The following is a 23,617-nucleotide window of genomic DNA, read 5'->3' on the forward strand; positions in this document are numbered from 1 at the left end:
ACCCTCGGCTTTCCCCTGGTGCCGGGGCGGCGGGGCGGGGGGGCCGCCGCCCGCCCACCGGCGGGGAGCGCGGCCCGCGACGGTGGCGCGGCACGGCCCGGGGACCAAGTCCGGACGCTCACGCACCTTCTGACGAAACTTCACCAAATCGCCACGAGGGCGTTTCCCGACCCCGTACGCTGAGTGCGGTACCGGTGGGGGCCGGCGCCCTTTCGATCTCACCGGCCACCGGTGGGCGGGCGGAACGGCGGGTCCGGAACGCGGACGCCGGGCCGGTCCCCGCTCCCGGGCTCGGGCGGTCTGAGCAGGGGGAGGGACGATGGGGCGGATTCGCGTCCTGGTGGTCGACGACCACCGGATCTTCGCCGAAGCACTGGCCGCGGCGCTCGCCGCCGAGCCCGACGTGGAGGTGGGCGCGGCCGGCAGCGCGGCCGCCGCCGAGCGGGCGCTGGAGCGCGCCGCCGCCGAGGGCCGGGCCTACGACGTGGCGCTGATCGACGCCGATCTCGGGGCCGGCGGGGGCGCAGGTGCCGGAGCGGCCGGAGCGGTCGGTGGGGCCGGAGCGGTCGGGCCGCCCGGGGCGGCTCCGCCGACGGCCCGCAGACGGCCCGGTACGGACCCTGCCGAGGAGGCCCGGCGCCGGGCGGCCCCGCCCGTACCGCCGCCGCGGCGGCCGGCCGTACCACCCGGGGCGCCCTCCCCGCTGTCGTCCGCCACGGTGCCGGGCGCGCCGCCCGGCGGGGCCCGGTCGGCGGCCGACCCGCTCCGGGGGGACCAGCTCAGACCCGGCGCCCCGCCGCCCGACGGCATCATCCTGCTCGCCCGCCTCCGCCGCGCCCACCCCGGTCTGCGCGCCGTCGTGCTGGCCACCGCGGACGACCCGCACCGCGCCGCCCGTGCCCTGCATGCGGGCGCCACCGGCTGGGTGGCCAAGGAGAGTTCACTGGCCCGGCTGCTCGCGGTGGTCCGGGGCGTGCTGCGGGACGAGACGCACCTGCCGCCCGCGCTGCTCACCGGGGTGATCCGCGAACTGACCACCGCGCGGCGGGACCGCACCGAGAGCGAGCGTTTGGTGGACACCCTCACCCCGCGGGAGAAGCAGATCCTGCGCTGCATGGTCGCCGGCCTGGGGCGGCAGGCCGTCGCGGAACGGCTCTACCTGTCGCCGCACACCGTCCGGACGCACATGCAGAACGTGCTCGGCAAGCTCGGGGTGCATTCCACGCTGGCCGCCGTCGCGGTCGCCCGTCGGGCCGGGGTCAGCCCCGCCGAGCCGGCCGTGCCGCCACCGGCCGTACCGCCGCCGTCCGTGGCGGCGACCGTCGAGCGGGCGTAGGCCGGTCGCGGCTCAGCCCGGGATGTTGTCGAACGGGGCGATCAGCAGCCGCAGCAGTGCGGCGAGTTCGGTCTGCTGGCCGGAGGTGAGCTGGGCGAGGAGTTCGCGTTCGTGCGCGAGCAGCCCGGCGAGTGCCTGGTCGGCGCGGTCGCGGCCGTCGTCGGTGAGCCGCACCAGGACGCCGCGCCGGTCGTCCGGGTCGGGCAGCCGCTTGACCAGGCCCTTGCCGGTGAGCCGGTCGATCCGGTTGGTCATGGTGCCGGAGGTGACGAGGGTCTGGGTGAGCAGCTGGCCGGGGGAGAGCTGGTACGGGGTGCCGGCCCGCCGCAGGGCGGTCAGGACGTCGAACTCCCAGGGCTCCAGGCCGTGCTCGGCGAAGGCGGTGCGGCGGGCGCGGTCCAGGTGCCGGGCGAGCCGGCTGACCCGGCTGAGCACCTCCAGCGGCTCCACGTCGAGGTCGGGGCGCTCCCGGCGCCATGCTGCGACCAGCCTGTCGACCTCGTCCTCCATGACGATCAGTGTATCGGTGGATGTGTCGATGTGAAGTCTCTTGACATCGAGAAATGTGCCGACGAGGCTTCACCGAGATATCTTGATGTCGAGATACCTGTGAGGTGAACCATGAGCACCACCGCCTGGGACCCTGCGCAGTACCTGCGCTTCGCCGACGAACGCACCCGCCCGCTGCGCGATCTGCTCGCCCGCGTCCCCACCCTTCCGCACCCCGGCGAGGAGACCGTCCTCGACATCGGCTGCGGCCCCGGCAACTCCACCGCCGTCCTGCGCGAACGCTGGCCGCACGCCCGCATCACCGGCGTCGACAACTCCGCACCGATGCTCGCCACCGCCCGTGCCGAGGGCGAACCCGACGCCGACTACCTGCTCGCCGACGCCCGCGACTACGACCCGGCCCCGGCCCGGCCCGACCTCGTCGTCTCCAACGCCGCCCTCCAGTGGATGAACCGGAGTGATCGCCGGCCCCGACAGGGACTCTCCTCGCCGAAGGCGGGCGAGGAGGGACGGGCGGACGGCCACCTCGACATCGTCCCGCGCTGGGCCGCCGCCCTGCGCCCGGGCGGCGTCGTCGCGTTCCAGGTCCCCGGCAACTTCGACGCCCCCAGCCACACCCTGCTCGCCGACCTGCGCCGCAGCACCCGCTGGCGCGCCCTGCTCGGCGAGGACGCCGTCCGGGCCGGGGTCCACCCGCCCGCGCGCTACCTCGAAGCCCTCGCCGCCGCCGGCTGCGACCCGGACGTCTGGGAGACCACCTACCTCACCGCCCTGCCGGGGCCGGACCCGGTCCTGGAGTGGGTCAAGGGCACCGCGCTGCGCCCCGTCCTGACCCGGCTCAGCGATCCGGCCGACCGGGCCGCCTTCCTCGCCGAGTACGGGCGGCTGCTGCGCGAGGCCTACCCGGCCGGGCCGTCCGGGACGGTCTTCCCGTTCCGGCGGATCTTCGCGGTGGGGGTCAAGCGGTAGCCGGGGCTCAGCCCTTGCGGTCGCCGACCAGCTTCGGGTGCCGCTCCAGGCCCTCCAGGCCGTGCCAGGCGAGGTTCACCAGGTGCGCCGCCACCGTCGCCTTGTCCGGCTTGCGGACCTCCAGCCACCACTGGCCGGTCAGCGCGACCATGCCGACCAGCATCTGCGAGTACATCGGGGCCAGCCGCGCGTCGAAGCCGCGCGACTTGAACTCCAGGCCCAGGATGTCCTCCACCTGGGTCGCGATGTCGCTGATCAGCGAGGCGAAGGTGCCGGTCGACTGGGCCACCGGGGAGTCCCGGACCAGGATCCGGAAGCCGTCCGTCGAGGTGTCGATGTAGTCCATCAGCGCGAAGGCGGCCTGTTCCAGCAGCTCGCGCGAGTGCCCGCCGGTCAGCGCCCCGGTCACCATGTCGAGCAGCAGCTGCATCTCGCGGTCCACCACCACCGCGTACAGGCCCTCCTTGCCGCCGAAGTGCTCGTACACGACGGGCTTCGACACCCCGGCGCGTTCGGCGATCTCCTCCACCGAGGTGCCGTCGTAGCCGCGCTCGGCGAAGACCGTCCGGCCGATCTCCAGCAGCTGCTCGCGCCGTTGCTTGCCGGTCATCCGGACCCGGCCGCCCCGGCGGCGCGGGGCGGCCGGGGCGTCGGCCCCGTCGGCCGGCCCGCCCGCCGGTGCAGCGGCCCGCGGGCGGGCGGGCGCCGCGTCCGTCCGCGTGCCGTGGTGACCGCCTGTGGTGTCTGCGCTGCTCCCGTTCACCCCTACATCATGCTGGAAGCGCCGCCTCATGCGGTGCGGCGGGCGGCGATCCGCTGTGCGTCCGGCCAGCGGACGTCCCGGACCCAGCCGGCCAGCTCGAACCAGCGGATCAGCCGGGCCGAGGAGTCGATCTGCCCGCGGAGCACCCCGTGCCGGGCCGCGGTCGGATCGGCGTGGTGCAGGTTGTGCCAGGACTCGCCGCAGGAGAGCACCGCGAGCCACCAGACGTTGCCGGAGCGGTCCCGGGAGCGGAACGGGCGCCGGCCGACGGCGTGGCAGATCGAGTTGATCGACCAGGTGACGTGGTGCAGCAGCGCCACCCGGACCAGCGAACCCCAGAAGAAGGCGGACAGCGCGCCCGTCCAGGTCAGCGTCACCAGGCCGCCGACCAGCGGGGGCACCAGCAGCGAGATCGTGGTCCAGAGCCAGAACAGCCGGGAGATCCGCCTTATGGCCGGGTCGCGGACGAGGTCCGGGGCGTACTTGAGCTGCGGGGTCTGCTCCTCGTCGAACATCCAGCCCATGTGCGCCCACCACAGGCCCTTCAGCAGCGCCGGGACGCTCTCCCCGTAGCGCCAGGGCGAGTGCGGGTCCCCGTCCTTGTCGCTGTACCGGTGGTGCTTGCGGTGGTCGGCGACCCAGCGCACCAGCGGGCCCTCGACGGCGAGGCTCCCGGCGATGGCCAGGGCCAGGCGCATCGGCCGGCCGGCCTTGAACGCGCTGTGGGTGAAGTAGCGGTGGTAGCCGACGGTGATGCCGTGGCAGGTGAGGAAGTACATGGAGACGGTGATCGCGACGTCCGTCCACCCCAGCCCCCAGCCCCAGGCCACCGGCACGGCGGCCAGCAGCGCGGTGAACGGCACGAGGATGAACAGGCCGAGCGCGAGCCGCTCGGCCACGCCCTGCTTCTCCCCGCCACGGGTGGCGGACAGCTGCGTGGCTGCGGTGTCGGGATCGGGTTCGGGAGTCGGAGTGCGGGACGCGGTGGTCCCCGCGCGCGCCTCGCCTGCCTGGATGGTCATGGGCGTCCCTTTGCGGCGTCCCGGAACGGGAGAGAAGCGGAGCCTACGTCGGCGTAACTTACGGCATCGTAGGTTGCACTCCGTGTCCAGGGGAACACTCCACCGCGCGGCGCTTGAGTGAATTCACCCGACTGGATGGATGAACCCGGGGCCCGGGGAGTTCGGTCGGAGGGCTCGAATCCGGGCCTCGGATCGGTGCAAGTCGATACCCACGGTGGGGTCCGCTCGGGTAGGGTCTGACACGTCTGTCCGCCGTGGTGTAATGGCAGCACAGGGCCCTTTGGAGGCCTTTGTCTGGGTTCGAATCCTAGCGGCGGAGCCTCTGCACGCCTCCGGTTCGGGCGTCTCCCATCACGCCGGTATTGTCGGTGCTGCTCGGCGGACTGTGCATATGGCGACCGGCCTGGGTCCCGGCCGGGTCCGCTCTGCCCTCTCTGTGAACCTACCGAGGAGCCTCCCCGCATGGGTGCCAATTCGCTTGCCGCCGTTGTCGTGCTCGCCGCCGGAGGCGGGACCCGGATGAAGTCGAACAAGCTGCCCAAGGTGCTGCACGAGGTGTGCGGACGGTCGTTGGTGGGGCACGCGGTGGCGGCGGCCGGGGAACTGGCGCCGGAGCAGCTCGTGGTGGTCGTCGGCCACCAGCGCGAGCAGGTCCAGGGGCACCTGGTGGAGCACTACCCGGCCGTGCGGACCGCGGTGCAGGAGGAGCAGAACGGCACCGGGCACGCGGTGCGGACGGCGCTGGAGGCGCTGGCCGCGGACGACGTGGTCCTGGACGGCACGGTGATCGTCACCGCCGGCGACTCGCCGCTGCTGACCGGGGCGACCCTGCGCCGGCTGGCGGACGCGCACACCGCCCAGCAGAACGGCGTCACCGTGCTGACCGCCGTCGTCCCCGAGCCCTTCGGCTACGGCCGGATCCTGCGCGACGAGGACGGCACGGTCGCCTCGATCGTCGAGGAGCGGGACGCCACCGACACCCAGCGCACCATCGCCGAGATCAACTCGGGCGTCTTCGCCTTCGACGCCAAGCTGCTGGTCGAGGCGCTGGCCGCGCTCACCACGGACAACTCGCAGGGCGAGGAGTACCTGACCGACACCCTGGAGATCCTGCGCAAGGCGGGCCACCGGGTCGGCGCCGTGGTCGCCGAGGACCACCGGGACATCCTGGGCATCAACGACCGGGTCCAGCTGGCACAGGCCCGCCGGCTGCTGAACGACCGCCTGCTGGAGCGGGCGATGCGCGCGGGCGTCACCGTGGTGGACCCGGCGACCACCTGGTTCGACGTCCAGGTGAGCTACGAGCCGGACGCCGTGGTGCTGCCCAACACCCAGCTGCAGGGCGCCACCCACCTGGCCGAGGGCTGCGAGGTCGGCCCGAACTCCACCCTGAAGGACACCCTGATCGGCGCCGGCGCCCGTGTGAGCAACACCACGGCCGACCGCGCCGAAGTGGGCGAGCTGGCCGTCGCGGGCCCGTACGCCTACCTGCGGCCGGGCGCGAAGCTGGCCCGCAAGGCGAAGGTCGGCACCTACGTCGAGATCAAGAACTCCGAGCTGGGCGAGGGCGCCAAGGTCCCGCACCTCTCGTACATCGGCGACGCCACGATCGGTGAGGGCACCAACGTCGGCGCGGCCTCGGTCACCGTGAACTACGACGGCGTGAACAAGCACCGCACCGTCATCGGCGCGCACTGCCGCACCGGCTCGGACAACATGTTCATCGCCCCGGTGACCATCGGTGACGGCGCGTACACCGGCGCCGGTTCGGTGATCACCAGCGACGTCCCGCCGGGCGCGCTCGGCGTGAACCGCGCGTACCAGCGCAACATCGAGGGCTGGGTCGAGCGCAAGCGCCCCGGCACCGTGTCGGCGCAGGCCGCGAAGGCCGCGACGGACGCGGCCGCGGAGGCCTGACGCGGCGGGCCCGGGACCGCGGGGCGGTCCCGGGGCGGACGGTTTCTGCGCGGGCGCGTAACCTTGGGGACATACGTGCGCCACTGGGCTTACCGCCCGTGTCCAGGCGTACCGACAATTCCCCGACCCCGTACCGCGCGTGGGCCTCGCCTGCCCGGCACCGGGTCGCGGGTTCAGCGTCCGCAAACGCGAGGAGACGGTGCAGTGAGCGGGATCACGACGTCGGGTGAGAAGAAGCTGAAGCTCTTCTCCGGCCGTGCCCACCCGGAGCTGGCGAAGGAGGTGGCCGCGGCGCTCGAGACCGAGTTGGTCCCCACCAAGGCCCTGGACTTCGCCAACGGCGAGATCTACGTCCGTTTCCTGGAGTCCGCCCGCGGCGCGGACTGCTTCGTGATGCAGAGCCACACGGCTCCCATCAACCAGTGGATCATGGAGCAGTTGATCATGATCGATGCTCTGAAGCGGGCCTCCGCCCGGAGCATCACCGCGATCCTGCCGTTCTACGGGTACGCCCGCCAGGACAAGAAGCACCTCGGCCGCGAGCCCATCTCGGCCCGGCTGGTCGCCGACCTGCTGCGCCAGGCCGGTGCCGACCGCCTGATGGCCGTGGACCTGCACACCGCGCAGATCCAGGGCTTCTTCGACGGCCCGGTGGACCACCTGTTCGCGCTGCCGCTGCTGGCCGACTACATCGGCGAGAAGGTCGACCGCTCCAAGCTGACCGTCGTCTCGCCGGACGCCGGCCGTGTGAAGGTGGCCGACCAGTGGTGCGACCGGCTGGACGCCCCGCTGGCGATCATCCACAAGCGCCGCGACATCACCCAGGCCAACACCATCCTGTCGGCCGACGTCGTCGGTGACGTCAAGGACCGGGTCTGCGTCCTGGTCGACGACATGATCGACACCGCCGGCACCATCTGCGCCGCGGCCGACGCGCTGTTCGAGAACGGCGCCGCGGACGTCCTGGTGGCGGCCACCCACGGTGTGCTCTCCGGCCCGGCCGCGGACCGGCTGAAGAACTCGCGGGTCAGCGAGTTCGTGTTCACCAACACGCTGCCCACCCCGGCGCAGCTCCAGCTGGACAAGATCACCACGCTGTCCATCGCCCCGTCGATCGCCGCCGCGATCCGCGAGGTGTTCGAGGAGGGCTCGGTCACGAGCCTCTTCGAGGGCGTGCACTGACGAAGCCCGCGCAGGCGGCCCCGGTCCCCAGCGGGCCGGGGCCGCCGCCGATTTCGCGGGAGGCGGTAGGTGCGGTTAGACTCGTGAAACTGCTCGGCGAGGGATGCCGTGTGCCTGCTCGACGGGCGCTCGCTCCGTGATCGACGCGCTGCCGGTGCCGGATTCCCGTCCGCCGGCAGGCCGTTGCCGCCGAGTGACCCCCGAACGTACTGAGGGTGTGGTCCCGGCGGTTTTTCGCGTTGCCTGCACCCCCGCGCCATTTTCCACGAGGAGTGCAGTCGTGTCCGAGATCCGTATTGCCGCTGAGACCCGTACCGAGTTCGGCAAGGGTGCCGCCCGTCGCGCCCGCCGCGCCGGCTTCGTCCCCGGTGTCGTCTACGGCCACGGCCACGCCCCGGTTCACCTGAACCTGCCCGGCCACGACCTGATGATGGCCCTGAAGACCCCGAACGCCCTGCTGGTCGTCCCGATCGAGGGCAAGGACGAGTACGTCCTGCCGAAGGCCGTCCAGCGCGAGGCCATCAAGCGCAGCATCGAGCACGTCGACCTGCTGCTGGTCAAGCGTGGCGAGAAGGTCAACGTCGAGGTTCCGGTCCACACCGAGGGCGAGCTGGCCCCGGGCGGCAACCTGCTGGAGCACGTCCTGCAGGCCCTGCCGATCGAGGCCGAGGCCACCCACCTGCCCGAGGCCGTCACCGTCTCGGTCGAGGGCCTGGAGGCCGGCGCCTCGATCCACGCCAAGGACATCGTCCTGCCGGCCGGTGTCGCCCTGGCCGTCGACGCCGACGCCGTCGTCCTGCAGGTCATCGCCGCCCAGGCCGCCCCGGCCGAGGAGGAGACCGAGGAGGCCGAGGGCGCCGAGGCCTGAGCCTCGCCCCGAAAGCTTTGACCGCTGCCCCGGTCGCTCCCGCTGGAGCGGCCGGGGCAGCGGTGTGTCCGGGACGCGGTGTCTCCGGGGATGATGGCGTCGAGCGTGAAGGCGAGGAGTGAGGGCGCGATGGCGGACGAGTACGAGGGCCCCTGGCTGGTGGTGGGGCTGGGCAACCCGGGCGAGCAGTACGCCCGGAACCGGCACAACATCGGGTTCATGGTGGTGGACCTGCTGGCGCAGCGGATGGGCGCCAGGTTCAAGGCGCACAAGAGCCGGGCGCAGGTGGCCGAAGGGCGGCTGGCGGGCAAGCGGGTCGTGCTGGCCAAGCCGATGTCCTTCATGAACCTCTCCGGCGGGCCGGTGACGGCGCTGCGCGACTTCTACAAGGTGCCGGCCGCCGCGCTGATCGCGGTCCACGACGAGCTGGACATCGACTACGCGGCACTGCGGCTGAAGCTCGGCGGCGGGGACAACGGCCACAACGGGCTGAAGTCGATCACCAAGTCGCTGGGCCCGGAGTACCACCGGGTGCGCTGCGGGATCGGCCGCCCGCCGGGCCGGATGGAGGTCGCGGACTTCGTGCTGAAGGACTTCTCCTCGACCGAGCGCAAGGAACTGGAGTGGTTCGTGGACCGCTCGGCGGACGCGGTGGAGGCGCTGCTGTCCGAGGGTCTGGAGCGGGCCCAGGGCACGTACAACTCCTGAACGTCCGTCAACAGGCGTGGCGGGTACGCAACAGTCGTACAACGCTTGACCGGTCAAACCTGAATCCGTGTGAGAAGCCTGTGCGGGATCGGATAGCGTCGGCCCGGGTACGCGAACGAGTCCTGGGGAGTTCTCGATGCGGGGATTGGGTCCGGTCCGCCCACTGCGGCGGATCCGGGTGGTCCGGCTGAAGCAGTTCGGGCGGCGGATCGGTACGGCCGGTGCGCTGGGGGCGGCCGGAGTGCTGCTGTCGAGCGGTGCGCTGGCGCACGCCGACCCGGTGGCGGAGCCGGATCCGCTGATCGCCCCGGAGCCGGCCGCCCAGCCGGTGCTCGGCGAGTCGATGGGCCCCGACGCGGGGCTGTTGGCGGTCGGCGGCGGCCTGCTGGTGGCGGGCGGCGGAGCGGCGCTGTGGTTGAAGCGCCGGCGCGCGGGCGAGCCCGCGGAGTAGTCACGAGTCCTCAGGGGCCGGTGTCCACGACGGTGGGCACCGGCCCTTCGTCGTACTTTCCCGGGGGTGTCATCCGTTTCCGGCGCGCCGGGCGTCATGGGGGTATGAAGCGCGAATCATTGCGCCCGGGGGGCTCGGGGGCCGATCCGTTCGACGAGTTCGTCGCGGCTCGCTACCAGGCCCTCCTGCGGGGGGCGTACCTGATCACCGGGGACGTCCACGACGCCCGGGACCTGCTGCACGACGCGTTGGCCCGGGTGTACCCGAAGCGGACGGCGATCCGGGACGTGGCGGCCGCCGAGGGGTACGTCCGGACGACGATGGTCCGCACGCACGTCTCGCGCTGGCGGCGCACCCGGCGCGAGGTGCTCACGCCCGTGCTGCCGGACTCCCCGGAGGCGACGGTGGCCGAGCACGACGAGCAGCTGGCGGCGGCGCTGCGGGCCCTGCCGCCCCGGCAGCGGGCGGTGGTGGTGCTGCGCTACTACGTCGACCTGCCGGTGGCGCGGGTCGCGCAGGAGCTCGGTTGCTCGGAGGCCACGGCGAAGACGCATCTGGCGCGGGCGATGAAGACGCTCCGGCAGGAGCTGGCACCGGCGAGGGAGATGGTGGGGCATGGCGGCTGAACACCCGGACGGGTTCGAGGAGGAACTGGTCGTCCGGCTCGGCGCGCGGGCGGGGTCGGTGGCCGGCAGCCCGCCGCTGCCCCAGCTGCGGGAGGCCGGTCGGCGCCGGGCGCGGTCGCGCCTGGTGGTGCGGTCGGTGGCGGGGGCGGCCGTGTTCGCCCTGGGAGTGGGCGCGCTGGCGCAGTGGGGCGGGAGCACGACCGGGGCCGTACGGGGGTCGGCCCAGGTCGTGGGCGGGGGGTCGTTGTCCCCGTCCCCGGGGACGGGGAGCCGGCCGCCCGTCCCGCAGGCGTCACCGGGCTCGCCGTCGTCGTCGGCGCCGGACACCGGGGGGCCGCTGCTGCTCTGCCAGGGCGGGCCGGCCTCGCTGCGGCTGCCCACGTGGGACCAGGTGACGGCTTCGGGGACGACGTCCTCGCGGCCGCCGTCGAGCGGGCCGTCCGGCCTGCCGTCGGGGCCACCGCCCGTGTCGTCGACGACGACGCCCCCGTACGTGCCGTCCGCGGGGGCGAGCACGAGCGGGGGGCCGGACGCCCTCGACCTCGACCCGATCCGGGTGGCCGCCGACATCAGGAGGGTGGGGGCCGACAAGTACCCGGACCACTGGTTCGGCGTCTGCGAGACCCTGGACCGCCAGGTGTACGTCATGCGGGTGCCGGGTTCCGACCTCGACGCCGTCGTGTCGGCCGCCGTGAGCCACCACGGGGTCACGATCAACTTCGTGGACGTGCCGGGGTCGCGTCGGCACTACCTGGCGCTGGCGCGGCGGATCACGGTCGACGACGGCGGCTACTGGGCGGCGCGGGGGGTGACCGTCTCCGGGGTGACGATCTCCGAGGACGGCACCGGGGTGCTCGTGCACACCCCGCAGTTCGCGGCCGTCAGGGCCGACGTCATGGCCCGCTACGGGTCGGAGGTGATCGAGGTGCGGCCGCACTGACCGGAACGCGAAGGGGCCGACGGCACGCGCCGTCGGCCCCTTCGCGTTCCCCGGATCAGCCGGTGTTGCGCAGGCCGGCGGCGATGCCGTTGACGGTGAGCAGCAGCGCGCGGGCGCGCAGCGGGTCGTCGTGGCGGCCGGCCGAGACCTCCTCGCGCTGGCGGCGCAGCAGCGCGACCTGGAGGTAGGAGATCGGGTCGAGGTAGGCGTCGCGGACGGCGAAGGTCTGCTTCAGCACCGGGTTGTGCTCCAGCAGTTCGCTCTCGCCGGTGAGCCGGAGCACCTCGCGCAGGGTGAGGGCGTGCTCGTCCTTGATCTGGTCGAAGACGTGGCGCAGCTCGCCGGGCACCAGCTGCTCGACGTAGTGGCGGGCGATCCGCAGGTCGGTCTTGGCCAGCGTCATCGCGACGTTGGACAGGAAGTTGCGGAAGAAGTGCCACTCGCCGTACATCTCGTCCAGCACGTCGCCCAGGCCGGCCGCGCGGGCGGCGGCGAGGCCGGAGCCGACGCCGTACCAGCCGGGGACGATCTGGCGGGACTGGGTCCAGCCGAAGACCCACGGGATGGCCCGCAGGCCGTCCAGGCCCGCGCCGGAGTCGGGGCGGCGGGACGGGCGGGAGCCCAGGTGCAGCGAGGCGAGCTGGTCGACCGGGGTGGAGGCGAAGAAGTACTTCGGCAGGTCCTCCTGCTCGACCAGGCCGCGGTAGGCGGTGTGGGCGGCCTCGGAGACCCGGTCCATCGCGGCGTCCCAGCGGGCCAGCTCCTCGGGGGCCTGGCGCGGGGCGGTGTGCAGCGCGGAGGCGGCCAGGGTGGCGGAGAGGGTGAGCTCCAGGTTCTCCCGGGCGAGGGAGGGGAGCAGGTACTTGTCGGAGATGACCTCGCCCTGCTCGGTGACCTTGATCTCGCCCTCCAGGGTGCCCCAGGGCTGGGCCAGGATGGCCTCGTGCGAGGGGCCGCCGCCGCGGCCGACGGTGCCGCCGCGGCCGTGGAAGAGGCGCAGCCGGATGCCGTAGCGGTGGGCGACGTCGCGCAGTCGGCGCTGGGCGCGGTGGATCTCCCACTGGGAGGTGGTGATGCCGCCGAACTTGGAGGAGTCCGAGTAGCCGAGCATGACCTCCTGGACGTCGCCGCGCAGGGAGACGAGCAGGCGGTAGGAGGGGTCGGAGAGCATCTCGTCGAGGATGCGGTCGGCCTGCTGGAGCTCGTCGGTGGTCTCCAGCAGCGGCACGATGCCGATCTTGGCGACGCCGGCGTGCAGGTCGATCAGGCCGGCCTCGCGGGCCAGTACGGTGGCGGCGAAGACGTCGTCGGCGCCCTGGCACATCGAGATGATGTAGCTCTCGACGATCTCGTCGCCGAAGCGCTCGAAGCCCTCGCGGATGGTGTTGAAGACGCCGAGGGTCTTGGTGCCGGCCTCGTCCAGCGGGGCCGGGGTGGGGGCGAGCGGGCGGCGGGAGCGGAGTTCCTTGGCGAGGAGCTTCTGCCGGTACTCGCGGGGCATGTCGGCGTAGCGCCAGGCCTCCTCGCCGAGGCGGTCGAAGAGCTGGCCGAGGGCGTGGTGGTGGGCCTCGGCGTGCTCGCGCACGTCCATGGTGGCGAGCTGGAGGCCGAAGGCCTCGATGGTGCGGATGGCGCGGGCGAGGCGGCCGTCGGCGATGAGTTCGCCGCGGTGGGCGCGCAGCGAGTCCTGGATCAGCCGCAGGTCGGCGACGAGTTCGCGGGTGCCGCGGTAGTCGCGGCCGTCGATGTGCGGGGTGCCGCCGGCCAGGCGCTCGCGGGTGTTCTCCAGCTTGAGCCGGATGCAGGTGGCCTTGAGGCGGTAGGGCTCCTCGGCGTTCATCCGCTTGTAGCGCGGGCTCAGTTCGGGGAGCAGGTGCAGGTCGTTGTTGAGCGAGGCGAGCAGTTCGACCGAGGCCCCGGCCAGCCGCTCGGAGGTGGAGAGGGTGTTGCGCAGGTCGTCGATGGCGTCGAGGGCGTCCTTGATGCCGTACTCGTGCTGGAGGTTGAGGACGTCCCAGGTGACCTGCGGGGTGACGTTGGGGTTGCCGTCGCGGTCGCCGCCGATCCAGGTGCCGAAGGTGAGCGGGCGGACGCCGTCGGGCAGGTTGAGGCCGACCCGGGCGAGCTCCTCCTGCAGCTCCTCCAGGACCTCGGGGACGGCCTCGCGGTAGAGCTCGTCCAGGTAGTAGACGGCGTTGCGGGCCTCGTCGGTGGGTTCGGGGCGGGCGATGCGCAGCTCGTCGGTCTGCCAGAGCAGGTCGATGACCTCGGCGAGGCGGCGGTCGGCGGAGCGCTTGGCGCTGCTGGTGCGGGCCGGGTCGGCGGCGACGAGGCCGGAGGCGAGCTCCTCGCGGTGGATGCGGTCGAGGAGTTCGCCGATCCGGCGCAGCTTGTTGAGGACGCTGCGGCGGGCGGCCTCGGTGGGGTGCGCGGTGAAGACCGGGCGGACCGCGAGGTGGGCCAGGGTGTCCGCGAGGTGCTTGGGGTCGGCCTCGGCGAGCTGGTCGGCGGTCTGCGCGAGCAGCGAGCCCTCCCGGGCGCGGCGGGTGGCGAACTCCCGGCCGCGGTGCACCTGCTCGGTGACGTTGGCGAGGTGGAAGTAGGTGGAGAACGCCCGGACCAGCTTGGCGGCGGTGTCCAGGTCGATGTCGGAGAGGAGTTCGGCGGTGGCCTCGCCGTCGGTGCGGCTGAGCAGGCGGACCTGTTCGACCAGGCCCAGCAGCTGGGGGCCCTCCTGGCGGACCAGCGTCTCGCCGAGCAGGTCGCCGAGGCGGCGGATGTCCGCACGCAGGGCGGCGTTGTCGGCGACGACGGGCGTGGGGCTGTCCGCCGGGGCGGGGACCGGAGCGGTCACGGCTGGCTCCCTGTGGTGGTGGGGTTCGGCAACGGCTCATCGTCACAGGTCCACACGCGTGTGGCGGTTGTGACGCGTGCGGACCGCGCTGTCCGACGCGACCAGCATAGGTGTCGGGGCGTTCGCTGTCCGCGAGGTGGCCGGATGGCGGACAGAGCTGCCGAAAAGCGGCGGTGGTCTGGACCACTTGGCGGACTCGGAAGGTGTGCCGGACAATCCCGGTGGGGAGGGGTGGGGATTGCCGCATAGTCTGTCGGGCATGAGCTTGTCGCCGGGGGAGCGCGCACAGGACCGGTCGTTCTGGTGGTGGAAGCGGCCGCGCAGCGCCTTCCTGGACATCGGGCTGGCCGTGCTCGCCGCCCTGGAGTGCTCGGTCAGCACGATCGCCTTCCTCTCCGCCCGGGTCGACCTGTCGACCGCCGGCGTGATCGGCGTCGCGGTGCTGGGCTCGCTGGCCGGCGGCTCGCTGGTGCTGCGCCGGCGCTGGCCGGCCGTTCCGGTGCTGGTCACCCTGCTCGCGATGCCTGGGATGCTCGGCGTCCTGCTGCTGGTCGTGGCGCTGTACACGCTGGCGGAGACCTGGGAGTGGCCCTCGCGGCGCTGGCGGGTGGTGGCGCTGTCCGCGCTGGCCTTCGCCGAGGCGGTCGCCGTGATGATGGTGTCGATGCTGACCCCCGGCGACTCGGCCGCGGAGCCGCCGCCGCTGTGGGGCCAGGTCCTGATAGCGGTGCTGGTCGCGGTCGGGCTGACCGTCCCCCCGGTGGTGACGGGCCTGTACGTGGGCGCGCGGCGGCGGCTGATCGAGTCGCTCAAGGACCGCGCGCACGGCCTGGAGGCCGAGCTGGACCTGCTGGCCGAACAGGCGCAGGAGCGTGCCCGCCGGGCCCGGCTGGAGGAGCGCACCCGGATCGCCCGCGAGATGCACGACGTGGTGGCGCACCGGGTCTCGCTGATGGTGGTGCACGCCGGGGCGCTGGAGCGGATCGTCGTCAAGGACCCGGAGAAGGCCGCGCAGAGCGCCAAGCTGATGGGCGAGGTGGGCCGGCAGGCGCTGAACGAGCTGCGCGAGATCCTCGGTGTGCTGCGGATGGACGACGAGCGGCAGCCGGAGCCGGACTCGCTGGCCGGGCTGCCGCGGCTGGTCGACCAGTCCCGGGCGGCCGGGATGGCGGTGACGCTGACGGTCAGCGGCAGCCGCCAGGAGTTCACCGGCGAGGCCGAGCAGACCGCCTACCGGGTCGTCCAGGAAGGGCTGACCAATGCGCACAAGCACGCGGGCGGCGCCCAGGTGTCCGTCCTGCTGGCGTACGCGCCGAACGGGGTGCGGGTGAGCGTGGTGAACGCCTGCCCGGGCGGGGAGCGGGGGGCGGCCAAGCTGCCCAGCGGGGGCAACGGACTGGTCGGGATGCGGGAACGGGTGATCGCGCTCGGCGGCACCTTCTCGTCCGGGCCGGAGGCGGACGGAGGGTTCCGCGTCGAGGCGGTACTGCCCTCCCGGCTGGCGGTGCGGGCCGAGCGGCTGCGGTGAACCGCCGCCGCTCCCGCCCTGCTCAGCGGTCGTCGGCGGTGCGCAGCCGTTCCGGGGAGGTGCCCAGCACCAACGCGGTGATCGCCTGGTCGATGCCGTGGCCGAGGAACCACTCGCCGGTGTGGTCCAGGCTGTAGACCCGGCCCTCCTCGTCGACGGCGAGCAGCGCCTGCCCGTACGCCTCCTCGCCGAGCGGCGCGACCTGGGTGCCCAGCGCCCGGCCGAGGTCCAGCAGGGTGCGCGGCTGGTGCAGGCCGCACAGCGGGTCGACCAGGAACGGGGTGCGGGCCAGCTGGCGGCCCGGGCCGGACAGGTCGAAGGCGAGGCCGCCGAACTCGGCCCAGGCCTCCACCGCCGCCGGGAAGACCGAGTGCGCCACGCCGTTGGGCGCGCCGTACCCGACCAGGGCGTCGGCCCACTCCTCGGCCTGCCCCATCTCCCAGCGGCCGGGGTGCCAGCCGGCCGCCTTCAGCTCGGCGGCGACGTCGGCGGGGAAACGCGGGCGGGTCCGTCCGACGGTGCCGGTGGCGGAGTCGCCGGGGGCTCCACCGCCGGGGGCGGAGAGGGTCGCCGGCGGCGGCGGGGGCGGGCTGGGCGGATTCAGGGTGGCCTCCAGGGCTCGGGGACGGGGGACGGACGGACCGGCGCTCGACCGGTCAGCGCACGGTCGGTCCGACGGCGACGCTCTGCACGGTGAAGTGCTCCAGCATCGGCGCGCAGGAGCGGCACGGCGGGGCGTGGGTGCCGTGCGCCGGATCGCCCTCCTCGCGGATCCGCAGGGTCGTCATCCGGGAGCCCCTGAGCGCCTTGCGGGCCTCGTTCAGGCTCATCGGCTTGCGGGCGGCGCGCTTGGAGCGCCGACCGTCGACCGCGGCCAGGTACTGGGAGAGCAGGACGGCCTCCGGACAGCGGCCGGTGAACCGCTCGCGGGCCTCCAGCGGCAGGGTGTCCAGGAAGCCGGTGACCAGGTGGTGCAGGACCGGGCGGCGGTCGTCCTTGCCGCCCGCCAGGGTGTGCACCTCGCCGCCCTTGAGCGACAGCGCGGCGGCGACGGCGGGCAGCAGGCTGTCGCGGTGGTGGCGCAGCACGGGCGGGTCCGCCGGCTCACCGGTGGTCATCCGTCGTCCTCCTCCTCGTTACCCGGCCGTCGGCCGGGGTGGCCCGGCCGGTCCTGGGCAAGCCTGTCAAACGACACCGACATCCGTACAACCGGGGTGCGGGCGCGGCGGATACCGGGCGGACCGCGCGGGCCGTTCCCCGATGCTGGCCGAATGCGCACCCCCTCGTCATGACTTGTCCGCCGATTCACCGAAAAGGTCACCGGCCGGGGCGGCGGCCGCTACCGTTCCGGCGGCGGGCCGGGCGGGTGCGACCGGCGATCAGGGAGGCTTCCGGCGGGGCCGACTCCGGTGCCCGCAGCGGGTGTTGAGGCCGCGGCGCGGGGCCGGGCGTCAGGGTCGGGGGTCGGGGCCGGGTGTCGGGGTCGGGTGTCGGGGTCGGGTGTCGGGGCCGCACCCCACCGGGCACGGCCGGGGCGGCCGACGCGAGCGGTCGGCGGGGCGGTCCCCGGGGGCGGGGGTTGTCCAAAGGCGGGGGTCCGGGCCTTGAGGGGACCCCCTAGGCTGGTGCCAGCAAGCACCGAGTATTTGCAGCAGCCAGTGGGGGCTCCCAGATGACGACAGGTCGGCCCGGCGTCGCCGCCGCACCGAACGCGGCGTACGCAGGTCAGGTGGTGCAGTTCCCGGATCCGGTCCGTGCCGAGCGGCACCCCGCCGGGGTCAGCGTGGACGAGTACGGCTACCCGGACTTCGGCCCGTACGCCGCCGCCGCGGCCGAGGTCGCCGACCCGCCGGAGGGCTTCGGCGTGGACGAACTGCGGCTGACCGACTACGTCTCGGCCAATGCCGCGCTCTACACCCAGGGCCACCCGCTCTGGGCCGATCTGGAGACCGCCGTGGCCACCCCGCCCGGCTGGACCTGGCACCACGCGGTCGGCCGCGCCGCCCCCGGCTGGCGGCGGATGGAGCTCGTCCCGGTCGAGGTCAAGGCACTGCTGCGGCACCACGGCGGCCTGGCCACCTCCGCCGCCGACCACACCCGGCGCGGCACCCGCCCGCTGCAGGAGCGCCGGCCGGTCCACTTCTCGCTGGCCAAGGACGGCGGCGACCCGATCGGCGTCCCCGAGGACCTGGTTCAGCGCGCCGAGGAGCGCCTCGGCTACCGGCTGCCCGGCGCCTACCGCACCTTCCTCAAGCTGGGCGGCGGCCGCGCCCCCGTCGGCGTGGCGCTGGACACCGACCTCGGCCTGCTGCTCGACCAGCCGTTCCTGACGCTGACCGAGGAGTACGGCACCGATGACGTCGTGTACGCCAACAAGTGCCTGCGCGACCACCTCACCAAGGACTACCTGGCGGTCGCCTACGCGCAGGGCGGCCTCGTCGCGCTCAAGGTGCGCGGCGAGCGGACCGGCTCGGTCTGGTTCCACCTGTACGACGACGCCCGCGACTCCGGTGGCCCGGAGGCCCCGGAGGACCGCTGCGCCCGACTGCTGCTGCCCTGCGGCGAAGACTTCGACGCCTTCCTGCTGCGGTTGGCGGGCAGCCCGCCGGAGCTGGAGACGGTCGCGGAGCTGATGGTGGACGGCGGGTTCGCCCGGGCCGTCCCGGTGGGCTGATGCACGGGATCGCGGTGGACGTGGTGGTGCTGGTGGAACGGGGGACGACGAGGATGCGGACAGGGGTGAACCGGGCGTGGTGACGTACGCGCAGGCGCAGGAGCTCGCCGAGGAGTGGATCAACGGCGGGGTGCCGCGCTCGCAACAGCGTGAGGTGCGGGTCCGGGAGTTCGACCTGGGCTTCGTCTGCTGGGCGATGCCGCCCGGGGACGGCACCGGGAACGCGGCCGGGGCCGTGGGGCCGGACGGCTCGGTCGCTCCGGGCGGTGGCTCGGGCGAGGCGCGGCTGGTGATCGCCCGGGACACGGGCGCCAGCACGCTCTGGCCGGCGCTGCCCGTCAACGAGGTGGTCCGGCAGTACGAGGAGGTCTACGGGCGGCCGGTCGCGGCCAACCCGGCGGGGGCGGCGAAGCCCGCGCCCGGGCCGGTGGAGGCGACGTCCTTCCTGCTCAGCCCGCCGCAGTGGCTGCAGGAGGCGGGGGCCGCGGCGATCGCGGCGGAGGCGGAGCGGCTGGCGGGCGGTCCGGCCGCCCCGCAGGCCGGCGCGCCTGCGCCCACTGCCGCTGCCGCGCCTGCGCCTGCGCCTGCGCCTGCGCCGACGCCTGCGCCCGCTCCGGTGCCGGTCGAGGAGCCGTTCGCTCCGCCGGTGCCGCCCGCGCCCGCCGTCCTGACCGAGCCGCCGGTCTCCGACCGGCCCGCCGGGGACGCGCCGACCATGCTCGCCCCGCCGCCGGGCTTCGACGGGCCGGGCGCCGCGCCGCAGCCGCAGGCCGCCATGCCCGTCCCGCCGACCGCCGCTCCGGCCGGACCGCCCGCCGGACCGCCCGCGCCTCCGGCCGGTGCCGAGGCCGCGACCGTCCTGATGCCCGACGGACTGCGGACCACCGGCTCGGACCTGCCCGACGCGCCCGCGCCGGGTGCCGAGGCCGCGACCATGCTGATGCCGCCGGCGAGCGGCGGCTACGGCATGCCTCCGGTCCCGCCGTCCGGCGCCCAGCCGCCGGCGGCCCAGCCCCCGGCCGCACCGCCGACCCAGGCACCCGCCCCGGCCCCGGCTGCCGAACCGGCGCCGACGCTGCTCGCGCCGCCGGACGCCATGCCCGGGCTGATGGGCCTGCCCGGTGCGCCGGCGACCCCGCCCGGCGCCCCGGTGGAGCAGGCGCCGACGATGCTGGCCCCGCCCGGGGGAGCCCCCGGCCTCGCCGGCCTGCCCGGCGCCCCGGGCACCCCGCCCACCGGGACGCCCGCCGCCGGCGCGCCGCAGGGCGGGCTCGGCCGCGCGCCGGGCTCGGCCCCGCCGCCGCCCCCGCCGGCCGCGCTGCGCGGTGGCCCCGCCGGTTCGCCCGGTGCGGGCGCCGCCCCCGGTGCACTGGGCCGCAGCGGCGGCTCCGCCCCGCCGCCGCCCCCGCCCGCCGGGCTGAAGCACACCGCGGGCTCCGGCACGCCCGCCGGCGCCCCCGGCGGTCGCGGGGCCGGTTCCGCCCCGCCGCCCCCGCCCCCGGCGGGGCTGCGCGGCGGTGCCCCGGCGCCCCAGGGCACTCCGGCCAGTGGCACGCCCTCGGCCGGGGTGGCGTACGAGGCGACCCAGCTGGCGAGCGCGATCGACCCCGCCCTGCTGGGCGCAGGCCCGGCGGACCCGGGCACCCCGCCGTCCGGCGGCCCCGCCGTCCCGCCGCCGCCCGGCGGTCCGGCGGCCCCGGCCACGCCCGCGGCCGGCTACGGCTACCCGAACGCGGGCGGCGCCGCCGGGGTCGTCCCCCCGGCGGCGGTGACCGGCTCGCCGCAGGCCGCGCCGGTGCCCCCCGGGGTGCCCGCCGTCGGCCCGGGCTACTTCGCCGCGCTCAGCTACCGGGGCCCGGACGGTTCGGAGCAGAAGCTGCTGCACCGCAGCGAGCCCGGCACCCCGCACCCGGAGTGGAAGATCCTGCAGGACCTGCGCCGGCTCAACGTGCCGCCGGAGCAGGTGCTGGAGCTCTACACCGAGCTGGAGTCGTGCGACCTGCCCGGCGGGTACTGCAACCGCATGATCGCCGCGTCCTGGCCGAACGTCCGGCTCACCCACACCGCCCCGTACGGCCGCGACCACGCGTCCCGGCAGGCGGGGATGGCCGAGCTGCTCGACCACCTGGACGAGCTGCACCAGCTGGCTTCCGGTGCCCAGCGGGTCCGCCCGTTCCGGGTGCCGCCGCCCGCGCCCGGGACGGTCCAGGCGCTGCCGCCGCTCCCGCCGCAGCAGCTGGCCCAGGAGGTCGGCGCCGCCTTCGGGCAGAACGTGTTCCGCTACGAGCAGCGGGCCGTCTCCCGTCAGGGCGTGCCCGAGCCGGTGTCCCAGAGCCTGATGTGGGCCGGGCTGCCGCGCGACTTCGGGCCGTTCTTCTGGGCGCAGGCGCAGGAGGGCCGTCCGATCCCGACGCTCGCCGAGCTGGCCGCCGAGCGCGGCCTGGCCGGGGGCCCGGACTTCGGCGGCTACCTGGTGCTCGGCAACGACTACGGCCGCCAGCTCTGCGTCCAGTACGGCACGGCGAACGTGGTCGCGGTGGACGTCGATGGAACCGGCCAGCCGCCCCGGTTCGTCAACAGCGGTGTACCGGAGTTCGTCCGCGCGCTGGCCCTGCTGGGCCGGATGTGGCGGCTGCGGTACGGGCTGACGCCGGACCAGGCCGGTCGCTGGACGACCGACTTCCAGGCCCAGCTCGCCGCGATCGACCCGGCGGCCCTGCAGAACGCGGACACGTGGTGGGCCGTGCTGCTGGAGCAGTTCTGGGACGGTCTGCTGTAGCGGACCGTCGAGGATCCTCGCAGGTGGGGAGGGGTCGTTCCGGTGTCCGGGACGGCCCCTCCGGCGTGCCGCCGTGGCTGTGCCTCGTTGGGGTTTCGCCCGGATCTGCGCAAAATAGGTCAAGAGGATGGATCTATTCGTCCGGTCCTCGACGTATTCCGGTCCGCACGACGACCGAATCCGGCCCCGGGCACCGAACCGGTTCCGGATCCGGCCGTTCCGTCCGATCATGGGCTCCGCAGCCCGCGAACGAGGGGAAGAGCCCATGAGCGACGCCGTCCCCCAGTACGGCTTCACCCAGGCACGGCGCGGCTACGCGCCCGAGCAGGTCGAGCGAGCGCTCGTCGCGCTCACCGCGCAGCGCGACGAGGCGTGGGAACGGCTCAGCGTCCTGGGTGCCGGGATCCGGCAGATGGAGGCCCGGCTGGAGGACATCCGCCGGACCGCCGAGGAGGCTCCGGAGCCCGACTACCAGGTGCTCAGCGAGCAGGCCGCCGGACTGGCCGTGATGGCCGGGAACGAGGCGCGCGCCGTCCGGGAGAAGGCGGAGCGCTTCGCCGAGGACCTGCGCGACGAGGTCTACGAGGCCGGGCAGACGCTCGACCGGGAGGCCAAGGAGTACGCCACCACCACCCGCACCGAGGCCGACGCGGCCGCCCGCCGCACCGACGAGCGCACCCGCGCCGAGGCCGAGGGCATCCGCTCGGAGTCCGACCGGGAGAGCCGCGCCGCCCGGGACTCCGCCACCGCCTACGCCGCCAAGGTGCGGGTCGCCGCCGCCGAGGCCAGCGAGCAGGCCGAGGCCGAGCTGGCCGCCCGGCGCCGCAAGGCCGACGAGACCTTCGCCGCCGCCCAGGCCGAGGCCGACGCCGAGGAGGCGGAGGTCTCCTCGACCGCCGAGCGCCGGGTCAAGGAGGCGGAGCAGCACCGGGAGACCGTGCTGAACCGGATCAAGCAGCAGGAGACGGACGCCCAGGCCAAGGCCGACCAGCTGATCGAGCAGGCCCGCCGGGAGGCCGAGAAGATCAACGCGGCGAGCGAGCGCGAGCAGCGCGAGTTCGACACCCGGCTGGACACGGTGCAGCAGCACCTGGACCACATCAAGGCCACGCTGGCCTCGCTCACCGGGGCGGCGGTCGGCCAGATCGAGCCCGAGGCGGTGGCCGCCGCTGCGGCGGCTCCCGCGGGGCCTGCGGCGCCCGCGACTCCTGTCCCGGCTGTGGCCCCGGCACCGGAGCCGGCGTCGGCACCGGCGTCCGCTCCGGGGTCGGCGTCCGCTCCGGCGTCGGCACCGGACTCCGCTCCGGCTCCGGCTCCGACGGACGCGGTCGCCGGTGCCGGGTCGGTGGACTCGGAGGCGGACACCGGGGAGATCCCGGTGACGAACCTGCGGAAGGCCTCGACCTCCGGGCAGGCGCCGACCGCCCTGCGGGCCGTGGGTGCGGGCACGGGCACGGCGGCGGAGAAGGCGACGACGGCGCTGCGCTCGCCGGTCGTCGGCGGGGGCGCCGTCAAGGCGCCCGCCGAGGCCGTGGTGACCGGTCCGGTCACTCCGGCCGCCGTCCCGCCGAAGCCCGCGTCGCCGCCGTCCCCGCAGGCCGCATCGCCGTCCGAAGCGCCGTCCGCCTCGCCGTCCGAAGCGACGGCTGACGCGGCGGTCGACGGGGACGGCGGTACGGAAGGGAAGGTCGGAGCCGGTGCCCCGTGGCAGCCGGAGGAGGAGACCCGGATCGTCCCGAAGATCATCATCGTCGACGACGGCAGCGGCTACGCGACCCCCAACACCGTGAGCTACCGGCGCCGTTGACGGTACGCCGGGTCCTCCGGCGGCTGCGCGCCACGGTGCCGTCCGGCTCGCCCCGCCCGCGAGCGGCCGGGTGAGTGTCCCGTCCCGGGCCCTGACCGCCTCCTGCCGGGCGGTCGGGGCCTCCGCCGTGCGGTCGGCCCGCATCGGTGATCGGCAGTGGCGGCCCGCAACGGTGGCCGGCATCGGTGGCTGGCATCGGTGGCCCACAGTGGTGGCCGTCCGGTGCGGCGGCCACGCGCCGGCCGGGGAAACGAAGTAGGCCGAGACCCGTGGCGCCCTCCAGGAAAGGGCGCCACGGTTCCCGGCGCTTGGGCGGGCGCCCCCACCCAGGGTCGCCCGGCCTCGCACCTCCGACCCCCATCGGGGGTGCGACAGTGCCGCCACAGCCATCCCCCACGGTTGGGTGCGGCGGGCACGTTCACCATGGTGCGCGATCTCCATGGACGGCCAGTGACCGGAGTATGTCCAGTTCGTGGCGGATGGCCGTGGCCGGTGGGGCGCGGTGTCCGGCTGGTTCGTCCACCCGCCGGTCCGGCGTTCCGGCCGGTGTTCCGTCCAGTGGTTCGTCCCCGGACGCGCTCCCGCCGGGGGTGGGCCGCGGCCGGTCGGAGGAGGGCGGCGCCCGGGCCGGAGGAAGGGGGTCGGGCGGCGGTTCGTCCCCGCCCGGCCCCGCCGGGGCGGTA

At 74.6% G+C, this 23,617-nt stretch carries 19 protein-coding genes and 1 tRNA gene; 14 read left to right on the forward strand and 6 right to left on the reverse strand.

Going from position 1 to position 23,617, the window contains the following annotated elements; translation table 11 throughout:
- The first annotated feature begins 319 nt into the window (after window positions 1-319).
- Entirely contained in the window at window positions 320-1,336 is a 1,017-nt protein-coding gene (locus ABT048_RS37660; protein WP_350526133.1) for a LuxR C-terminal-related transcriptional regulator, read from the forward strand.
- A gap of 12 nt (window positions 1,337-1,348) precedes the next feature.
- On the opposite strand, the gene ABT048_RS37665 is transcribed toward ABT048_RS37660, so the two are convergent.
- A complete protein-coding gene (locus tag ABT048_RS37665) occupies window positions 1,349-1,846 on the reverse strand; it encodes a MarR family winged helix-turn-helix transcriptional regulator (protein WP_350526134.1) in 498 nt (165 codons plus the stop codon).
- 111 nt (window positions 1,847-1,957) lie between these two features.
- On the opposite strand from ABT048_RS37665, the gene ABT048_RS37670 reads away from it, so the two are divergent.
- Window positions 1,958-2,815 (forward strand): methyltransferase domain-containing protein, encoded by an 858-nt coding sequence (locus tag ABT048_RS37670; protein ID WP_350526135.1) that lies wholly within the window; start codon window positions 1,958-1,960, stop codon window positions 2,813-2,815.
- Between the two features lie 7 nt (window positions 2,816-2,822).
- On the opposite strand, the gene ABT048_RS37675 is transcribed toward ABT048_RS37670, so the two are convergent.
- Together ABT048_RS37675 and ABT048_RS37680 are read right to left on the reverse strand one after the other, a co-directional pair.
- Window positions 2,823-3,425: a TetR/AcrR family transcriptional regulator gene (locus ABT048_RS37675; RefSeq protein ID WP_350526162.1), complete on the reverse strand. Its 603-nt coding sequence runs from the start codon at window positions 3,423-3,425 to the stop codon at window positions 2,823-2,825.
- Between the two features lie 179 nt (window positions 3,426-3,604).
- The gene (locus ABT048_RS37680; protein WP_350526136.1) at window positions 3,605-4,600 is read right to left on the reverse strand and encodes an acyl-CoA desaturase; all 996 of its coding nucleotides are present in this window, start codon (window positions 4,598-4,600) and stop codon (window positions 3,605-3,607) included.
- 248 nt (window positions 4,601-4,848) lie between these two features.
- On the opposite strand from ABT048_RS37680, the gene ABT048_RS37685 reads away from it, so the two are divergent.
- The 8 genes from ABT048_RS37685 (at window position 4,849) to ABT048_RS37720 (ending at window position 11,292) form a co-directional block, all read left to right on the forward strand.
- Window positions 4,849-4,919 (forward strand) — tRNA-Gln (locus ABT048_RS37685).
- 143 nt (window positions 4,920-5,062) lie between these two features.
- A complete protein-coding gene (glmU, locus tag ABT048_RS37690; protein WP_350526137.1) occupies window positions 5,063-6,517 on the forward strand; it encodes a bifunctional UDP-N-acetylglucosamine diphosphorylase/glucosamine-1-phosphate N-acetyltransferase GlmU in 1,455 nt (484 codons plus the stop codon).
- Between the two features lie 204 nt (window positions 6,518-6,721).
- Window positions 6,722-7,699 (forward strand): ribose-phosphate diphosphokinase, encoded by a 978-nt coding sequence (locus ABT048_RS37695; protein ID WP_350526138.1) that lies wholly within the window; start codon window positions 6,722-6,724, stop codon window positions 7,697-7,699.
- Between the two features lie 280 nt (window positions 7,700-7,979).
- Window positions 7,980-8,567 carry a 50S ribosomal protein L25/general stress protein Ctc gene (locus tag ABT048_RS37700; protein ID WP_350526139.1) on the forward strand — a complete coding sequence of 196 codons (588 nt, stop codon included), beginning with the start codon at window positions 7,980-7,982 and terminating at the stop codon, window positions 8,565-8,567.
- Between the two features lie 129 nt (window positions 8,568-8,696).
- Window positions 8,697-9,275, forward strand: a complete 579-nt coding sequence (pth, locus tag ABT048_RS37705) for an aminoacyl-tRNA hydrolase (protein ID WP_350526163.1) — start codon at window positions 8,697-8,699, stop codon at window positions 9,273-9,275.
- A gap of 136 nt (window positions 9,276-9,411) precedes the next feature.
- On the forward strand, window positions 9,412-9,726 hold the full coding sequence (locus ABT048_RS37710; protein ID WP_350526140.1) for a hypothetical protein: 315 nt from the start codon (window positions 9,412-9,414) through the stop codon (window positions 9,724-9,726).
- Window positions 9,727-9,830: 104 nt separating this feature from the next.
- Window positions 9,831-10,352 (forward strand): SigE family RNA polymerase sigma factor, encoded by a 522-nt coding sequence (locus ABT048_RS37715; RefSeq protein ID WP_350526141.1) that lies wholly within the window; start codon window positions 9,831-9,833, stop codon window positions 10,350-10,352.
- Window positions 10,342-11,292 (forward strand): hypothetical protein, encoded by a 951-nt coding sequence (locus ABT048_RS37720; protein ID WP_350526142.1) that lies wholly within the window; start codon window positions 10,342-10,344, stop codon window positions 11,290-11,292. Before ABT048_RS37715 ends, ABT048_RS37720 begins: the two co-directional genes overlap by 11 nt.
- Window positions 11,293-11,347: 55 nt before the next feature.
- On the opposite strand, the gene ppc is transcribed toward ABT048_RS37720, so the two are convergent.
- Complete coding sequence (ppc, locus tag ABT048_RS37725) at window positions 11,348-14,146, reverse strand: phosphoenolpyruvate carboxylase (protein WP_350526143.1); 2,799 nt, start codon at window positions 14,144-14,146, stop codon at window positions 11,348-11,350.
- Window positions 14,147-14,405: 259 nt separating this feature from the next.
- On the opposite strand from ppc, the gene ABT048_RS37730 reads away from it, so the two are divergent.
- Entirely contained in the window at window positions 14,406-15,674 is a 1,269-nt protein-coding gene (locus ABT048_RS37730) for a sensor histidine kinase (protein WP_350526144.1), read from the forward strand.
- Window positions 15,675-15,696: 22 nt separating this feature from the next.
- On the opposite strand, the gene ABT048_RS37735 is transcribed toward ABT048_RS37730, so the two are convergent.
- Both ABT048_RS37735 and ABT048_RS37740 read right to left on the reverse strand, forming a co-directional pair.
- Window positions 15,697-16,278: an SUKH-3 domain-containing protein gene (locus ABT048_RS37735; RefSeq protein ID WP_402806137.1), complete on the reverse strand. Its 582-nt coding sequence runs from the start codon at window positions 16,276-16,278 to the stop codon at window positions 15,697-15,699.
- Between the two features lie 52 nt (window positions 16,279-16,330).
- Window positions 16,331-16,792: a YwqJ-related putative deaminase gene (locus ABT048_RS37740; protein WP_350526145.1), complete on the reverse strand. Its 462-nt coding sequence runs from the start codon at window positions 16,790-16,792 to the stop codon at window positions 16,331-16,333.
- Window positions 16,793-17,346: 554 nt separating this feature from the next.
- On the opposite strand from ABT048_RS37740, the gene ABT048_RS37745 reads away from it, so the two are divergent.
- The 3 genes from ABT048_RS37745 (at window position 17,347) to ABT048_RS37755 (ending at window position 22,934) form a co-directional block, all read left to right on the forward strand.
- Window positions 17,347-18,348, forward strand: a complete 1,002-nt coding sequence (locus tag ABT048_RS37745) for an HNH endonuclease (protein ID WP_350526146.1) — start codon at window positions 17,347-17,349, stop codon at window positions 18,346-18,348.
- Between the two features lie 76 nt (window positions 18,349-18,424).
- Window positions 18,425-21,127 (forward strand): SUKH-4 family immunity protein, encoded by a 2,703-nt coding sequence (locus ABT048_RS37750; protein WP_350526147.1) that lies wholly within the window; start codon window positions 18,425-18,427, stop codon window positions 21,125-21,127.
- A gap of 265 nt (window positions 21,128-21,392) precedes the next feature.
- Window positions 21,393-22,934, forward strand: a complete 1,542-nt coding sequence (locus tag ABT048_RS37755; RefSeq protein WP_350526148.1) for a hypothetical protein — start codon at window positions 21,393-21,395, stop codon at window positions 22,932-22,934.
- The last annotated feature ends 683 nt before the right edge of the window (window positions 22,935-23,617 follow it).

This window comes from Kitasatospora sp. NPDC096140 (genome assembly GCF_040303045.1).
Lineage (GTDB): Bacteria > Actinomycetota > Actinomycetes > Streptomycetales > Streptomycetaceae > Kitasatospora.

Bases quoted from the DNA above. Each gene is read 5' to 3' on its own strand.
- ABT048_RS37660 (WP_350526133.1), top strand. From the start codon at position 320: ATGGGGCGGATTCGCGTCCTGGTGGTCGACGACCACCGGATCTTCGCC.
- ABT048_RS37665 (WP_350526134.1), bottom strand. From the start codon at position 1,846: ATGGAGGACGAGGTCGACAGGCTGGTCGCAGCATGGCGCCGGGAGCGC.
- ABT048_RS37670 (WP_350526135.1), top strand. From the start codon at position 1,958: ATGAGCACCACCGCCTGGGACCCTGCGCAGTACCTGCGCTTCGCCGAC.
- ABT048_RS37675 (WP_350526162.1), bottom strand. From the start codon at position 3,425: ATGACCGGCAAGCAACGGCGCGAGCAGCTGCTGGAGATCGGCCGGACG.
- ABT048_RS37680 (WP_350526136.1), bottom strand. From the start codon at position 4,600: ATGACCATCCAGGCAGGCGAGGCGCGCGCGGGGACCACCGCGTCCCGC.
- glmU (WP_350526137.1), top strand. From the start codon at position 5,063: ATGGGTGCCAATTCGCTTGCCGCCGTTGTCGTGCTCGCCGCCGGAGGC.
- pth (WP_350526163.1), top strand. From the start codon at position 8,697: ATGGCGGACGAGTACGAGGGCCCCTGGCTGGTGGTGGGGCTGGGCAAC.
- ABT048_RS37710 (WP_350526140.1), top strand. From the start codon at position 9,412: ATGCGGGGATTGGGTCCGGTCCGCCCACTGCGGCGGATCCGGGTGGTC.
- ABT048_RS37715 (WP_350526141.1), top strand. From the start codon at position 9,831: ATGAAGCGCGAATCATTGCGCCCGGGGGGCTCGGGGGCCGATCCGTTC.
- ABT048_RS37720 (WP_350526142.1), top strand. From the start codon at position 10,342: ATGGCGGCTGAACACCCGGACGGGTTCGAGGAGGAACTGGTCGTCCGG.
- ABT048_RS37730 (WP_350526144.1), top strand. From the start codon at position 14,406: ATGAGCTTGTCGCCGGGGGAGCGCGCACAGGACCGGTCGTTCTGGTGG.
- ABT048_RS37740 (WP_350526145.1), bottom strand. From the start codon at position 16,792: ATGACCACCGGTGAGCCGGCGGACCCGCCCGTGCTGCGCCACCACCGC.
- ABT048_RS37745 (WP_350526146.1), top strand. From the start codon at position 17,347: ATGACGACAGGTCGGCCCGGCGTCGCCGCCGCACCGAACGCGGCGTAC.
- ABT048_RS37755 (WP_350526148.1), top strand. From the start codon at position 21,393: ATGAGCGACGCCGTCCCCCAGTACGGCTTCACCCAGGCACGGCGCGGC.